General features: G+C 64.4%; 11 protein-coding genes and 1 riboswitch. Of the genes, 4 read left to right on the plus strand and 7 right to left on the minus strand.

Annotation, left to right across the window (positions count from 1 at the left end):
• Positions 1–130: 130 nt before the first annotated feature.
• From ACXAF5_RS16235 to ACXAF5_RS16245, 3 genes are read right to left on the minus strand one after another with little or no spacing between them, the layout of a single operon-like run.
• Positions 131–1,111: a YcjF family protein gene (locus ACXAF5_RS16235; protein ID WP_474947390.1), complete on the minus strand. Its 981-nt coding sequence runs from the start codon at positions 1,109–1,111 to the stop codon at positions 131–133.
• Positions 1,108–1,572, minus strand: coding sequence for an N-acetyltransferase family protein (locus ACXAF5_RS16240; RefSeq protein ID WP_474947391.1), 465 nt, complete (start codon positions 1,570–1,572; stop codon positions 1,108–1,110). The genes ACXAF5_RS16235 and ACXAF5_RS16240 overlap by 4 nt, the downstream gene beginning before the upstream one ends.
• On the minus strand, positions 1,569–3,005 hold the full coding sequence (locus tag ACXAF5_RS16245; protein WP_474947392.1) for a YcjX family GTP-binding protein: 1,437 nt from the start codon (positions 3,003–3,005) through the stop codon (positions 1,569–1,571). Before ACXAF5_RS16245 ends, ACXAF5_RS16240 begins: the two co-directional genes overlap by 4 nt.
• 195 nt (positions 3,006–3,200) lie before the next feature.
• Here ACXAF5_RS16245 and truA point away from each other — a divergent pair, with 195 nt between their 5' ends.
• Positions 3,201–3,980, plus strand: a complete 780-nt coding sequence (truA, locus tag ACXAF5_RS16250) for a tRNA pseudouridine(38-40) synthase TruA (protein ID WP_474947393.1) — start codon at positions 3,201–3,203, stop codon at positions 3,978–3,980.
• A 43-nt stretch (positions 3,981–4,023) separates the two neighbouring features.
• Here the strand turns inward: truA and ACXAF5_RS16255 are convergent, their stop codons facing one another.
• Positions 4,024–4,818, minus strand: coding sequence for a thioesterase family protein (locus ACXAF5_RS16255; RefSeq protein WP_239366320.1), 795 nt, complete (start codon positions 4,816–4,818; stop codon positions 4,024–4,026).
• A gap of 241 nt (positions 4,819–5,059) precedes the next feature.
• Here ACXAF5_RS16255 and ACXAF5_RS16260 point away from each other — a divergent pair, with 241 nt between their 5' ends.
• Positions 5,060–5,995 (plus strand): 2-hydroxyacid dehydrogenase, encoded by a 936-nt coding sequence (locus ACXAF5_RS16260; RefSeq protein ID WP_474947394.1) that lies wholly within the window; start codon positions 5,060–5,062, stop codon positions 5,993–5,995.
• A 189-nt stretch (positions 5,996–6,184) separates the two neighbouring features.
• Here ACXAF5_RS16260 and gcvP read toward each other — a convergent pair whose 3' ends face one another.
• From gcvP to gcvT, 3 genes are all read right to left on the minus strand, one after another.
• On the minus strand, positions 6,185–9,034 hold the full coding sequence (gcvP, locus tag ACXAF5_RS16265) for an aminomethyl-transferring glycine dehydrogenase (RefSeq protein WP_474947395.1): 2,850 nt from the start codon (positions 9,032–9,034) through the stop codon (positions 6,185–6,187).
• A 168-nt stretch (positions 9,035–9,202) separates the two neighbouring features.
• The gene (gcvH, locus tag ACXAF5_RS16270) at positions 9,203–9,562 is read right to left on the minus strand and encodes a glycine cleavage system protein GcvH (RefSeq protein WP_110362483.1); all 360 of its coding nucleotides are present in this window, start codon (positions 9,560–9,562) and stop codon (positions 9,203–9,205) included.
• Between the two features lie 43 nt (positions 9,563–9,605).
• Positions 9,606–10,730 carry a glycine cleavage system aminomethyltransferase GcvT gene (gene gcvT, locus ACXAF5_RS16275; protein ID WP_474947396.1) on the minus strand — a complete coding sequence of 375 codons (1,125 nt, stop codon included), beginning with the start codon at positions 10,728–10,730 and terminating at the stop codon, positions 9,606–9,608.
• A 185-nt stretch (positions 10,731–10,915) separates the two neighbouring features.
• A riboswitch (glycine riboswitch) is annotated at positions 10,916–11,020 on the minus strand.
• A gap of 171 nt (positions 11,021–11,191) precedes the next feature.
• On the opposite strand from gcvT, the gene ACXAF5_RS16280 reads away from it, so the two are divergent.
• Positions 11,192–12,181 carry a type I glyceraldehyde-3-phosphate dehydrogenase gene (locus tag ACXAF5_RS16280; RefSeq protein WP_474947397.1) on the plus strand — a complete coding sequence of 330 codons (990 nt, stop codon included), beginning with the start codon at positions 11,192–11,194 and terminating at the stop codon, positions 12,179–12,181.
• A 164-nt stretch (positions 12,182–12,345) separates the two neighbouring features.
• A complete protein-coding gene (locus tag ACXAF5_RS16285; RefSeq protein WP_474947398.1) occupies positions 12,346–14,184 on the plus strand; it encodes an autotransporter assembly complex protein TamA in 1,839 nt (612 codons plus the stop codon).
• Positions 14,185–14,187 lie beyond the last annotated feature (3 nt).

Here is a 14,187-nt window from a genome sequence, read left to right on the forward strand (position 1 = left end):
GTCGGGATCGGTTCTGGCCCTGTCAACTTAGATAGATTCTAAACTGGCAGGTCGCAAGATATTTTTCATTTATTTTCAAATAGTTGACATCATTTATCAGAAATCAGATCACGAGTTTTTTGCTCGGGAATCACTTTACAAAGCCCTTGAGTGCGCGCTGCAAGATCACGCTGAGGCGCGGCTTGTCCACGCTGGCAAAGTCCATCGGACGGCAGACCTCGATCGCCGCCAGCCCGACGCGCACGGTCAATGCGCCGTTGATCAGCCCCTCGCCAAAGCGCCGGGACAACTTCGACAGCACAGAGCCACCAAGCACCGGCTCCAACAGGTCGTCCCCGACCGCCACGGCGCCGGTCGCCACCAGATGCGACAGCACCGCGCGCGTTAAACGCCAGGAGCTGAACAATCCGGAGCGCCCGCCGTAGATCTCGGCAATCCGGCGGATCATGCGCAGACTCGACACCAGCGCGGTGATCACATCCGCCAGGGCCAGCGGCACCAATGCGGTGACCCCTGCCACCTGCCGTGCCGCGGCCTGGACCTCCGCGAGGGCCTGCGCATCGAGCGGTGACAACAGCTCTGCCTCCGCCAGGTCCATCAACCCATCCGCATCAAGGATCTCGGGTTCGCGCTCGTGCAGCCTGCGCCGCGCCCATTCCAGATCCGCGCGGGTCCCATAAAATCGCGACAGACGCGCGACCTGTGCCCGCGCCGCCGCCAGATCGCCGGACCGGGCGTCGCGGCATGCCTGTCGTAATGTGTCGACCTTGTGCAGGCGGCCCAGGGCGGCAAGCTCGCGCAGACAGAACACCAGTGCCGCCAGCAACAGGCCGATCATCGCCCCCGACACCACCAGCCCCAGCACCGGCACACGATCAATCAGGCTGGTGGCGTAATCCCAGGCCGCAACCGATATGATCGTGCCCAGCAGCCCCAGAACCAGCCCCCAGAGCCATCCGCCCCAGCCCCGGCGGCGCGCGGTGCCGACCGCCTCGACCGTGGCTTGCAGCGCCGTCGGCTCGTCAAGCTCGGGCACTGGCGGCGCATCACTGACGCTTTGCGCCGGTTGATCGTCCGGTTCGAGATCAAAAACGACAGGCTTGCGAGTCATGCGGCGGCCTCCCTCTTGGTTGCGCGCCAATGATATTCGATGTCCGGCAAACGCTCCGGATTGCGGTGGCCATCGGTGCGGTGAACCTCGACAAAGCCCTCGCGCACATAGAACCGCTGTGCGCCGGTATTGGCCTGAAACGTCCAGAGTCTAAGCTCGGCAGAGGCCCGTTTTGCATGATCCAGCAACATCCGCCCCATGCCCTGCCCGCACATGTTCGGCCGCAAATACAGCGCGCAGACCTCGGCGCCATCCTGCGCCAGAAACCCGACCACATCCCCCGGCGCGCCCAGTTCAAGCACCGTGACCCAGCCGCGCGCGATCATCCGGTCGCAAAAGGCGATCGCCTCCGCTGCCGAATGCTCCTTCGGCATCCAGGGTGTGTCGCGCTCAAAGCGATGCAGGATCTCGCCGATACAACTGGCATCCAGCGGCGCAGCCGGGCGCAGGACACAGCTCACAGCCGATCCCCGAACAGGAATTCCGCCGCCCGGTCCAGACGAATATGGGGAGGACCATCGCCCGGTTTCAGGGTCAAGGGCTGCGGGGCGAAGCGCATCGACGCATAGCTGCCGTCCAGCCATTTCTCTGCCCCCTGCCGGGCAGGTGTCAACAGGTGGCGCGGATCTTCGGGCAAGCGCCCGGGATAGAGCGCGGCGGGCTTGCCGTTTTCCGCCAGAATCCCGCGCACACAGGGCAGTTCCGCCCCGTCATGCGAGCGCATTTCCTCTGTCGTGGCCCGCAGGGCCGCCATGGACAGCGCCGCGGTCTCTGCGCCGGCAAAGCGGGCCCGATCCCGGGCATCCTGTGTCAGGGCCTCGATAATCGCCGTCAGCTGCGGATGCTGTTGATGGTGCAGGTGATCTGCCTTGGTGGCGGCAAAGAGGATCTTCTCCACCCGCTTGCCGCGCAGCAACTTACTGAGAAAGCCATTCGAACCGGGACGGAAACTGGCCAGGATATCGGTCATCGCACGCCGCAGGTCTTCCATCGCGGGCGGGCCGGAATGCAGCGCCCCCAGCGCGTCCACCAGCACCACCTGCCGATCAATCCGGGCAAAGTGATCGCGAAAGAACGGACGCACCACCTGCGCCTTGTAGGCCTCGAACCGGCGCGCCATCTCGCGGGCCAGACTGCCGCGCGGCGCAGCGCCTTCCGGCAGCGGCGCAAACGTCAGCACCGGAGAGCCGGCCAGATCCCCCGGCAGCAGGAAGCGCCCGGGTGTGCAATCGTAGTAGCCCGCGGCCCGCGCGGCCTGCAGATACGCAGCAAAGGACGCGGCCAGCCCCTGTGCCTGCGCCTCATCATGCGCCGCCGAAGGATCGGCGGCCTTGACGGCGGCGCGAAATGCGCTGGCCTCTGACCGGGTCTCGATCCGGCGCAGCACATCCGCCGACCAGGTGGCAAAATCCTTGTCCATCAGGGACAGGTCGAGCAGCCATTCGCCCGGGTAGTCGATGATGTCCAGATGCAGGACGCGCGGGCCGGTCACCGCCCCGAACAGGCCCGTAGGCCGCAATCGCAGGCTGAGGCGCAGCTCGGACACGGCCCGGGTGCTCTCCGGCCAATGCGGGTCCGGCCCCGTCAGCGCCGCCAGGTGGTTCTCAAAATCAAAGCGCGGGACGGTGTCATCCGGTTGCGGTTGCAGATAGGCAGCCTCGATCCTGCCCTGCTGCGCGGCGGTCAGCTGGGACATGCGCCCCCGGTTCAGCAGATTGGCCACCAACGAGGTGATGAACACCGTCTTGCCCGCACGTGCCAGACCGGTCACCCCGAGCCGCAATGCGGGGTCTGCAAACGGGCTTGCCACCACGCCACCGAGGGTCTCCGCCCCGCGCAGCACCCCGTCGGCCACATTCGCGGCCAGCCCCGTCACCCCTGTTCCTCGCGTCACCTGCCGCTCCTCATGCGCCCTGCCGCGATTGGCGGGCCGTTTCCCTGATCCCGCCGGGATGTGCCTCCCGCACGGCCTCCCCGCAACATAGGCATCACCGCCTGCGGTTGCCAGCCCGGGCCCGCGGGGCCCTGCCCGGCCCGCTGTACCAACTTTGGCTTGTCAGCTCCGCCCCGGCACGCTACGCCGCGCCCCATGCCGCGTATAGCTCTCAAAGTCGAATACCACGGGAAGCCCTTTGCCGGATGGCAGAGACAAAAAGATCAGCCCTCGGTACAGGGCGCGATCGAGGCTGCCCTGGCGAAACTGGAACCGGGGCCACACACCATCGCCGCCGCCGGGCGCACCGACACCGGCGTGCATGGATTGGGCCAGGTCGCCCATTGCGATCTGCGCAAGGACTGGGATCCCTTTCGCCTCAGCGAAGCGTTGAATTTCCACCTGAAGCCCGCCCCGGTTGCCATCGTCGATGCCGCACGTGTCGCCGATGACTGGCACGCCCGGTTCAGCGCCATCGAGCGGCAATACCTCTTTCGCATCCTGATGCGACGCGCACCGGCCACGCATGACGCGGGTCAGGTCTGGCAGATCAATCATGACCTCGACGTGGAGGCGATGCAGACCGCGGCCAACCATCTGCTGGGAAAACATGATTTCACCACCTTCCGCTCGTCCATCTGTCAGGCCGCAAGCCCGGTAAAGACGCTGGATGAGCTGCGGATCGAGCGCGTGACGGGCTTGTCGGGGCCAGAGGTTCATTTCCATGTCCGCGCCCGCAGCTTTCTGCACAATCAGGTGCGCAGCTTTGTCGGCACGCTGGAACGCGTCGGCGCAGGAAGCTGGTCACCGGACGATGTACGCGACGCGCTCGACGCCAGGGACCGCGCAGCCTGCGGGCCGGTCTGCCCCGGGCAGGGGCTGTATCTGGCGCGGGTGGGCTACCCGGAGCCGGTCTTTGCACGCGATCCCGACTGACTGATCGGCACATCGCCCCGCGTCCCGGGGCGATCGGACAGAGCTACCGCGCCGGGAACAGGACCAGAGTCTGCAAGGCCATCCCCACCGGCCCCTCGGTATCATACAGCACCGCCTGCGACATGCCGATCCCGTTGGGCTGCCAATGGGAAACCGCCTCGGACGCATGCCAGCCCGGCTCCGGCATCCGGTGGATCTGCAACGTCAGATCGGTGTTCATGAACCCCATCTCGCTGGTCGGCAGGTTCCAGGAAATCCCGTTGCCACAGTCCGCCAATGCGCAGATCCCCTGCACCGGCGAGGTTTCCTCCCCCTGCACCAGATCCGGCGTGCGCAACCACATGGTCTTTGGCCCCGGGCCAAATCCATGGCCGGGCGGGTAGCGCGCTTCCAGCAGGCGCGCAAAATTCGCGAGCTCATGTCGCCCCTCCCCGATCGCAAAAGGCCCCGGTTCAGCCTCTTCGAACCGTGGCGCGGGCAGTGCGGGGGTCGGCACCAGCCCGATGTCGCGCTCTGCGAGATGCATGGTCGTGGCCTGCACCAGCAGCGCATCCGACAGATCATGCACGGTCACGCGCGTCGTTGCCAAAGTGCGCGTATGCCGGGTGGTTTCTGCGGCGACGCGGATGCCGGCCAGCGGCACCGGGCGCAGCACATCCATGGTCAGGCGCGTCAGTTGCTTTTCCGGGCCGATCTCGACCTCTGCGGCGCGGGCCACCAGCCCGGCAACCGGTCCGGCATGGCAATAGTCCACGGCCCAGGGGCCCCGCGCAGGATCATTGCCGACAAAGACGCCATCGTCGCGCCGATCAAAAAAGGGAACCATTGTGTCTGTCACGTCCTGTCCTGCGTATCCGAGTTGCATTCCGCCCAAGCGCACCTGCGCAGCCCTCCCGGCGCCCGCGACAGGATTGCACCGCCCACGGCGTGCCCCTGCCCTGTGCCGCGCGCCCGTCCGGCCACTGCCTGCCCACTTTGCCCCTGCAGCATGACTTGGCAAACTGCGGCCTGTCCAGCACAGTGACGCCATGCCCGCCGCTTTACCTGCGGGTCACACGACAAACCGAAGGACCAAGGACATGGCACTGCTGATCGAAATCGGACATAACGGCTGGTACAGCGAAGAGGATCTGGTGGCGCAATTCCGCGCCTTGGACCCCGCGGCCGATATTCGCACCACCGCGGCGCCCGGCAATCTCGACGAGGTCACAGTGCTGGCGGTGTCGGCGCTGAAATCCGATCTTCCGACGCAGCTGCCGAACCTGCAACTGGTTCAGAAACTGGGCGCGGGCGTGGAGACCATCGTGAACCACCCGTCCCTGGCGCCGCATGTGCGCGTGGCCCGGCTGAAACCCGAAGAACCTGCCCGCGAAATCGCACAGTATTGCCTCGCCTATGTCCTGCGCGGCACCCGAAACATGGATTATCACGAAAAGGCCCAGGCCCGCGCGCTCTGGGACCCGGTCGCGCCGCGCCGCCCCGCCGACACCACCGTGGGGGTCTTGGGTCTCGGCCATATTGGCGGGCTTACGGCCGGTCTGATGCGCGACATGGGATTTCAGACCATGGGCTGGAGCCGCACCCCCAAGGAAATCGCCGGCGTGACCTGCCTCAGCGGCGATCACGGGCTCAATGGGCTGTTGTCCAGTTCCGACTATGTCTGCGCGATCCTCCCCTCCACGGCGGAGACCCGCAACCTGCTTGATGCAGAGCGCCTGGCTCATATGAAAGAAGGGGCAACCCTCATCAACGCCGGGCGCGGCGACCTCATCGACGAGCAGGCGCTGGCCTCCGCCCTCTACCAGCGCCGCCCCGGCCATGCGGTGCTCGACGTGCTGCGCCATGAACCCCTGCCCGAGGACAATCCGCTCTGGAAACACCCTTGTGTGACCATCACCCCCCATGTGTCCGGCTGGCACCTCGGCGATGCGCTGGGAGATGTGCTCGAAAACCTGCGCCGCCTGACCGCAGGCGCCGATCTGTTGCACGAGGTCGACCGCGCAAGAGGCTACTGACGTGCACGATCCGCGCATCGCCGCCGTGTCGACCAGGCCTCGCTTTGCGCCCAGCCCTGCCGCCGCCGGGCATATCGCCTTCACGCCTGGCCCATCACGCTGGCGCCAAACGGGCAGAGCCCGCCCCGCAAGGGACGGGCTCTGCTGTACCAGCCGCGCCCCTGCGGGGCGCGTCCTTTAACTTACAGTTTACTCTGCCGCTTCGGCATAGTCCTCCATCGGCGGGCAGGTGCACACCAGATGGCGGTCGCCATAGACGTTGTCGACGCGGTTGACCGGTGGCCAGTATTTGTCGACGCGGAACGCCCCCGGAGGGAAGCAGCCCTGTTCGCGCGAATAGGGGCGATCCCAGTCTTTCACCAGATCTTCCATCGTGTGCGGGGCGTTTTTCAGCGCGTTGTTTTCGCGCGGCATCTCGCCTGCTTCGACGGCCTTGATTTCATCCCGGATCGACAGCATCGCCTCGATGAAACGGTCCAGCTCGGCTTTGGTTTCCGATTCCGTCGGCTCGACCATCAACGTGCCCGCGACAGGCCAGCTCATAGTCGGCGCATGGAAACCGCTGTCCATCAGGCGTTTGGCCACATCGTCAACGGTCACATCCGCACTGTCGGCAAAGGGACGGGTGTCCAGAATGCACTCATGCGCAACCCGGCCGGTCGGCCCCTTATAGAGGACGTCATAGGCTCCTTCGAGCCGCTTCGCGAGGTAGTTCGCCGACAGGATCGCCACCTTGGTCGCCTGCGTCAGACCCGCGCCGCCCATCATCAGGCAATAGGCCCAGGAGATGGTCAGGATCGAGGCCGACCCCAGAGGTGCCGCCGACACCGGTCCCTCAACGCCGCCGGTTTCCGGATGCCCCGGCAGATGCTCGATCAGGTGCGATTTCACCCCGATCGGACCCATGCCGGGGCCGCCGCCACCGTGCGGGATGGCAAAGGTCTTGTGCAGGTTCAGGTGGCTCACGTCACCGCCCAGATCGCCCGGACGGCTGAGGCCCACCATGGCGTTCATGTTGGCACCATCGATATAGACCTGACCGCCGGAGTCATGGGTGATCTTGCAGACCTCGTGCACGGTTTCCTCGAACACCCCATGGGTCGAGGGATAGGTGATCATGCAGCCCGCAAGATGCTCGGCATGTTTTTCCGCCTTGGCGCGGAAGTCCTCAAGGTCGATATCGCCCTTCTCGTCGGACTTTACCGGAACCACTTTCCAGCCCACCATCTGCGCCGAGGCCGGGTTGGTGCCATGGGCGCTCATCGGGATCAGACAGATGTTGCGATGCCCCTCACCGCGCGCCTTGTGGTAGGCAGCGATGGTCAGCAGTCCCGCATATTCCCCCTGCGCGCCGGAGTTCGGCTGCATGGAGATCGCATCATAGCCGGTGATATCGCAGAGCTTGGAGGACAGATCCGTGACCAACTCGCCATAGCCTTCCTGCTGATCGGCAGGTGCGAAGGGATGGATGGTCGAAAACTCCGGCCAGCTCAGCGGCATCATTTCCGCCGCTGCGTTCAGCTTCATGGTGCAGGAGCCAAGCGGGATCATCGCCCGATCCAGCGCCAGATCGCGATCCGCGAGGCGACGCATGTAGCGCATCATCTCGGTCTCGGCCCGGTTCATGTGGAAGATCGGATGCGTCAGGTAGTCCGTCTTGCGGTGCATATTCTCAGGCACCCGGTACTGGGGGCTGAAATCATCATCCGCACGCACAATGCCAAAGGCACGCCAGACCGCCTCGATGGTCTCGGGGCGCGTGGTCTCATCGACAGAGATCCCCACGCGGGTTTCACCCACGCGACGCAGGTTGATGCCCTCATCAACAGCGGATTTCATCACCGCCGCCTGCAGCGGGCCGACATCCACGGTGATGGTGTCAAAGAACGCCTGTGGGTCGACTTTGAAGCCTGCTTCCTCCAGCCCTTTGGCCAGACGCACGGCCTTGCGGTGAATACGCTGCGCGATCGCCTGCAGACCTTTGGGGCCGTGGAAGACCGCATACATCGACGCCATCACCGCCAGCAGCGCCTGCGCGGTGCAGACGTTGGAGGTCGCCTTTTCGCGGCGGATGTGCTGCTCGCGGGTCTGAAGCGACAGGCGATAGGCTTTGTTGCCATGCGCGTCGACAGACACGCCGACGATGCGGCCCGGCATGTTACGTTTATAGGCGTCCTTGGTCGCCATATAGGCCGCATGCGGCCCCCCCGCGCCCACCGGCACGCCAAAACGCTGGGTGGAGCCAACTGCAATATCCGCCCCCATCGCGCCCGGCTCTTTCAACAGGGTCAGCGACATCGGGTCCGCCGAAACAACGGCGATGCCCTTGTGTTCATGCAGCTTGGCGATGTGATCGGTGAAGTCACGCACATGGCCATAGGTGCCCGGATACTGGAACAGCGCACCAAAGACCGCCTCGGGGTCCATCTTGTCGGGGTTACCGACAATGACCTCGATCCCCAGCGGCTCGGCGCGGGTTTTCACCACTGCGATGTTCTGCGGGTGGCAGTCGCGGTCCACAAAGAAGGCCTTTGCCTTCGACTTCGACACGCGCTCCGCCATGGTCATCGCTTCGGCGCAGGCGGTGGCCTCGTCCAGCAGCGATGCATTGGCGATCTCAAGACCGGTGAGATCCGAAATCATCGTCTGGAAGTTCAACAGTGCCTCAAGGCGACCCTGCGAGATCTCGGGTTGGTAGGGCGTATAGGCCGTGTACCACGCGGGATTTTCCAGAATGTTGCGCTGGATCGCGGGCGGCGTCACGGTGCCGTGGTAGCCCTGACCGATGAGCGAAGTCATCACCTTGTTCTTGCCTGCAACCTCACGCATGTGAAACAGCAACTCGCGCTCGGACATCGGGCGACCGAAGTCCAGCGCCGCTTTCTGGCGGATGGATTTCGGCACGGTTTCGTCGATCAGCGCATCAAGGCTGTCGGCACCAACCACCTTGAGCATCTCGGCCATTTCCTCGGGCGAGGGACCGATGTGACGCCGGTTGGCAAAGTCATAGGGAAGGTAATCTGTCGGTTCGAAAGGCATCAGCGCCTCCTTCAGGATCTTAACCTTGGTCAGTTTCGCCGGCACAATAAGACACTGCTTCCGCAAGACGCGGAGGGCAGCGCCCGGCCCAGGCGGGTGCGAAGCGCCCGCCTTGGGGGCGGGGCGGGCGCTGCCCGGCCTAGCGGCCGGGCAAAATCAGGGGTCAGCTCAGCCGATGAAGTCTTTGTAGCCGGCCTCATCCATGTAGTCGTCCATCGGCGACATGTCGGAAACCTTGAGCTTGAAGAACCACGCCTCACCTTCCGGGTCGTCGTTGACCTTGGAAGGCTCGTCCACGATGGCCTCGTTCACCTCGACAACTTCACCGTCCAGCGGCGCAAGAATGTCGGAGGCCGCCTTGACGGATTCGATCACCACGATCTCATCGTCTTTGGAGACTTCGCTGCCGACTTCGGGCAGTTCAACAAAGACCACATCGCCCAGTTGCTCTGCCGCGTGCGCGGTGATGCCAACGGTCACGATCTCGCCTTCGACCTGCAGCCATTCGTGTTCTTCGGTATATTTCATGGGTTCTCTTCCTGTGTTGGCCGTTCTTTTCGGGGACGGGTGTTCAGCGTTTAAAGTTGGCTGCCACAAAGGGCAGTTTTGCGACGGTGACCGGCACGCGCTTGCCGCGCAGCTCACCGAATATCTGGGTCTCAAGGGCTGCGTGCTCTGCCGTGACATAGCCCATGGCGACAGGGCCGCCCACGGTTGGACCAAAGCCACCGGAGGTGATGGTGCCGATCGGCGCGCCCCCTTCGGCAGCGGCATAAAGCACAACGCCTTCGCGCATCGGCGCGCGACCTTCGGGCTTCAGGCCCACACGCTTGCGCGGGGCCTTCCCGCCGAGATCCGCAAAGACCGCATCCGCACCGGGAAAGCCGCCCGCGCGGTCGCCATCCGGGCGACGCACCTTCTGGATGGCCCAGCCAAGCGCGGCCTCAAACGGGCGCGTTTCGGTGTCGATGTCGTGACCATAAAGGCAAAGACCGCCCTCAAGCCGCAGCGAGTCCCGCGCACCAAGGCCGATCGCCTCAACATCGGGCTGCTCCAGCAGCGAGCTGGCAAACTGCGCCGCCACCGCCTCGGGGACGGAGATTTCATAGCCGTCTTCGCCGGTGTAGCCGGACCGCGAGATCCACAGTTCGGCCCCCGCATAGTCAAATGTCGCCACATCCATGAATTTCATCGCCGCAACACCGGGCACCAGCGCCTCCAGCGCCGCCTCGGCAGCGGGGCCTTGCAGGGCCACAAGCGCGCGGTCAGTGACCGGCTCGACGCTGATTTCAGGTTCCAGCGCGGCTTTCATACGGGCAATGTCGGCGTCTTTGCAGGCGGCGTTCACGACGACAAACAGATGGTCGCCACGGTTGGCAAACATCAGGTCATCCTCGATGCCGCCCGCATCATTGGTGAACAGACCATAGCGCTGACGGCCCTCAGAAAGCCCCAGCACATCCATCGGCACCAGTTTTTCAAAGGCGTTTGCGACGGCCTCGTAGCTCTCGCCCCGCAGGATCACCTGGCCCATGTGGCTGACATCAAAAAGCCCGGCCTTTTCGCGCGTATGGGTGTGTTCCTTCATGATCCCCAGCGGATATTGCACGGGCATGGAATAGCCTGCAAAGGGCACCATCTTGGCCCCGAGGCTCTCGTGCAATTCAGTAAGGGGGGTGGTCTTCAGATCCGACATTTCGGCCTGCCTTCCGCGTCTGCGGCCGGTGCGGTCAAATCACAACATGTCAACGCGTCGTTTGGCATCCGGCATCCAAGGTTTTGCGCAGGCTCCGCCTGCACGCTTTGATGCCCCCTCTGTCCCTTCGCCTGAGATCGTTATCCCTTCGGCGTCCCGGTCTGGCCGGGCTCTCTCCAGAGTCGTTCATGCACACGGTCCTGGTGGCCTGAGAGTTTCCGGGGCGGTTGCTCCTTCGGCACCGAACCCGCGCACCAATGCGCTGGATCCGGTTCTCCCATGTGCTTGGGCGGACGCTATCAGCGCGCCGGGAGTGGCGCAAGACGGAATCAGGACCTAATCTGTCGCAAATCGTGTGGGGCGATATCGCACAAGCCAACCACGCCGCGATTGTATCAAGCTGTTGGCTTTATTGTGCGGGTGGATTGCCGGGACCCGGAACCGCTGCCATAGCTTTGACCATGAAGATCGCGATCAATGGATTCGGCCGCATCGGCCGTACAATCTTGCGCCAGATCCTGACCAGCCAGCGCGGCTCCGGGATCGAGGTTCAGTGCATCAACGACATCGCAGATCCGGAGATGTGCGCCTACCTGTTTCAATACGACAGCACCTTTGGCCCCTACCCGGGCAGCGTCTCGCTGGAGGATGGCGCGTTGTGCATCGAGGATCGCCGTATCCCGTTGCACCAGCAGGCAAATGTCACCACGCTTGATCTGTCGGACACCGATGTTCTGCTGGATTGCACCGGCATCGCCCGCACCACCGACCTGGCCCAGCGCGGCCTGAGCGCCGGCGCCAGCAAGGTGCTGATTTCCGGCCCCTCGCCTGCGGCAGAGGTCACCGTGGTCTATGGTGTCAACGATGGCGACCTTGGGGGCGCCAAGATCGTGTCCAACGCGTCCTGCACCACCAACGCCGTGGCCGGACTGGTTCAACTGGTGGATCAGGTGGCCGGTATCGAAACCGGCCATATGACCACGATCCATTGCTACACCAATTCGCAGCCTATGGTGGATGCGCCGCGTGGCGATTTTGCCCGTTCGCGCGGTGGCGCTCTATCGATGGTGCCCACCACCACCTCCGCCATGCATCTGATCGATGTGGTGCTGCCTCACCTCAAAGGCCGTATTTCCGGCGCTGCGGTGCGCGTCCCCACCGCCAGCGTGTCCGCGGTGGATCTGGTGGCCCAGCTCAACAGCGCCTGGGAGGAAAAGGACCTGCTCGCCGCGCTGCAAGCAGCGGCAGAACAATCGCCGATCCTGGGCTGGACCGACCAGCCGCTGGTGTCGTCGGACCTGCGCGCACGTCCCGAATCCCTGATCATTGCCGCGCCCGAAACCCGCATGGTTGCTGGCCAGCAGCTGCGGATCTTTGGCTGGTACGACAACGAATGGGGCTTTTCGGCCCGCATGCTGGATGTTGCCAGCGCCATGGCGCGCGAGACCTGATCGGCAGTTTTTTGCCATCCCTGCCCCACCAAAGACCCCAGGGCACAGGCTGCCGCTGCGCCGGAGGTTTTAAGAGCGCGGTCATGCGTGTAGCGTCGACAATGCTCGCATGGGGGCTAGTTCCCCCGCATACCTTATGTTGATTGCCCGCTGCCGGAGACCCAATGACTCGCATTCGCCCCACGCGCCCGCATGCGCGCCGCCTGCTCCGAGCCTTGCGACCCGTTCTGTTCACGTCCTCCCTGAGCCTGGGCCTGATCGGCGCTGGAACGGCAGCGCATGCGCTGGAGAGCCAGCTCTCCGCCCCCAAGGCGCCTGAAGACCTGACAGAACGGCTACAGGGCGCCAGCGCGTCATTGGCACTGGGCGACGGGGCGGAACTGCAGGAAGTCCTGGCGGCGGCGCTGTCCGATTACCGCACGCTGGTGCAGGTGCTCTATGATGCCGGATATTTCGCCCCGGTGGTCAACATCCGGCTCGACGGGCGCGAAGCTGCCAATATCAACCTGCTCAACCCGCCCCGCGAGATCAATCGGGTCGCCATCACCGTGGATCCGGGGCCGAGCTTCACCTTCGGACGCGCCGAGGTCACGCCTCTGCCAGCCACCGAACCCGCTCAGCTGCCAGACGATTTCGCCCCGGGGCGCCCTGCCAGCACCGGCGTCATCCAGGAGGCCGCCACCGCCGGGCTCAGCGCATGGGATCGGGCCGGGCATGCGAAGGCGGAGCTTGCCGCGCAATCCATCACCGCAAATGCTGTGCAAAAGCGGCTTGATGCCGAACTCCGGATCGCGCCGGGACCCCGGTTGCGCCTCGGCCAGTTGCGCATCGAGGGCGAGTCGGATGTGCGGCGCGAGGCCATTCAGCGCATCGCCGGCTTTGCCACCGGCCACACGTATCACCCTGACCTTGTTTCGAAATCCGCAACCCGGCTGCGCCGCACCGGTGCCTTTTCCGCGGTCACCCTGCGACAGGCAGAAACCCCGAACCCGGACGGAACGCTCGATTTCATTGCAAAGGTCGAGGACCTGCCCAAACGCCGGTTCACCTTCGGGGTCGAAGTTTCGTCCTCCGAGGCGGTGGAACTCAGCACCAGCTGGATGCATCGCAATCTCTTTGGCGCCGCAGAGCGGCTGAAGATTGACCTCTCGGTCAGCGGTCTGGGCGGTGACGACATCGACGGCAGCATTTCCGCCCGCCTTGATCGTCCGGCGGCGCTTGGAACCGATGAAACCCTGTTCTACGTCGCATCGCTGGAACAGCTGGAAGAAGAACATTATTCCGCCTCCAGCGCCACCGGTGCGATCGGGGTGCGGCGCACCGTTTCCGATACCACCTACGTCGAAGGCGCGCTTGGGCTGCGTTACGTGCATGCCGATGATGCCTATGGGGATGACCGGGAGTTCACCTACCTCGCCGCCCGGCTGCGCGGTGAAAAGGACAAGCGCAACATCAAGACCGATGCGACCGCGGGCTACTATCTCGATGGTGAGATCGTGCCCTTTGTCGGCATCGATGGCGGCGATCCCGGCGTGCAGATCAATATCGATGCGCGTGGCTACAGATCCATTGGTGCCTCCGGGCGCATCGTGCTGGCCGGCCGGCTGCAACTAGGGTCGCTGATCGGCCCGTCGCCGGGGGATGTGTCCCCGACACTGCTGTATTTCTCTGGCGGGGCCGGATCGGTGCGGGGGCAGGAATTCCAGTCTCTCGGCATCGATGTGGGTGGGGACACCGCGGGCGGTCGCGGCTATCTGGCCATGTCGGGCGAGATCCGGGGCCGGATCACCGATACGATTTCGCTGGTCGGGTTCTACGACATCGGGTTCGTGGATGAGAGCAGCTTTGTCAGTGGTGACAGCGAATACCACGCAGGTGCCGGGATCGGTTTGCGCTATAACGTGACGGGGATCGGCCCGATCCGGCTCGACCTCGCGATGCCTGTCTCGGGCGATACCGATGACGGGCTCCAGTTTTACATCGGGATAGGACAGGCGTTTTGAAAC

It is taken from the genome of Epibacterium sp. ABV4_022 (assembly GCF_056159345.1).

Bases quoted from the DNA above. Each gene is read 5' to 3' on its own strand.
- ACXAF5_RS16235 (WP_474947390.1), bottom strand. From the start codon at position 1,111: ATGACTCGCAAGCCTGTCGTTTTTGATCTCGAACCGGACGATCAACCG.
- truA (WP_474947393.1), top strand. From the start codon at position 3,201: ATGCCGCGTATAGCTCTCAAAGTCGAATACCACGGGAAGCCCTTTGCC.
- ACXAF5_RS16260 (WP_474947394.1), top strand. From the start codon at position 5,060: ATGGCACTGCTGATCGAAATCGGACATAACGGCTGGTACAGCGAAGAG.
- gcvP (WP_474947395.1), bottom strand. From the start codon at position 9,034: ATGCCTTTCGAACCGACAGATTACCTTCCCTATGACTTTGCCAACCGG.
- gcvH (WP_110362483.1), bottom strand. From the start codon at position 9,562: ATGAAATATACCGAAGAACACGAATGGCTGCAGGTCGAAGGCGAGATC.
- gcvT (WP_474947396.1), bottom strand. From the start codon at position 10,730: ATGTCGGATCTGAAGACCACCCCCCTTACTGAATTGCACGAGAGCCTC.
- ACXAF5_RS16280 (WP_474947397.1), top strand. From the start codon at position 11,192: ATGAAGATCGCGATCAATGGATTCGGCCGCATCGGCCGTACAATCTTG.
- ACXAF5_RS16285 (WP_474947398.1), top strand. From the start codon at position 12,346: ATGACTCGCATTCGCCCCACGCGCCCGCATGCGCGCCGCCTGCTCCGA.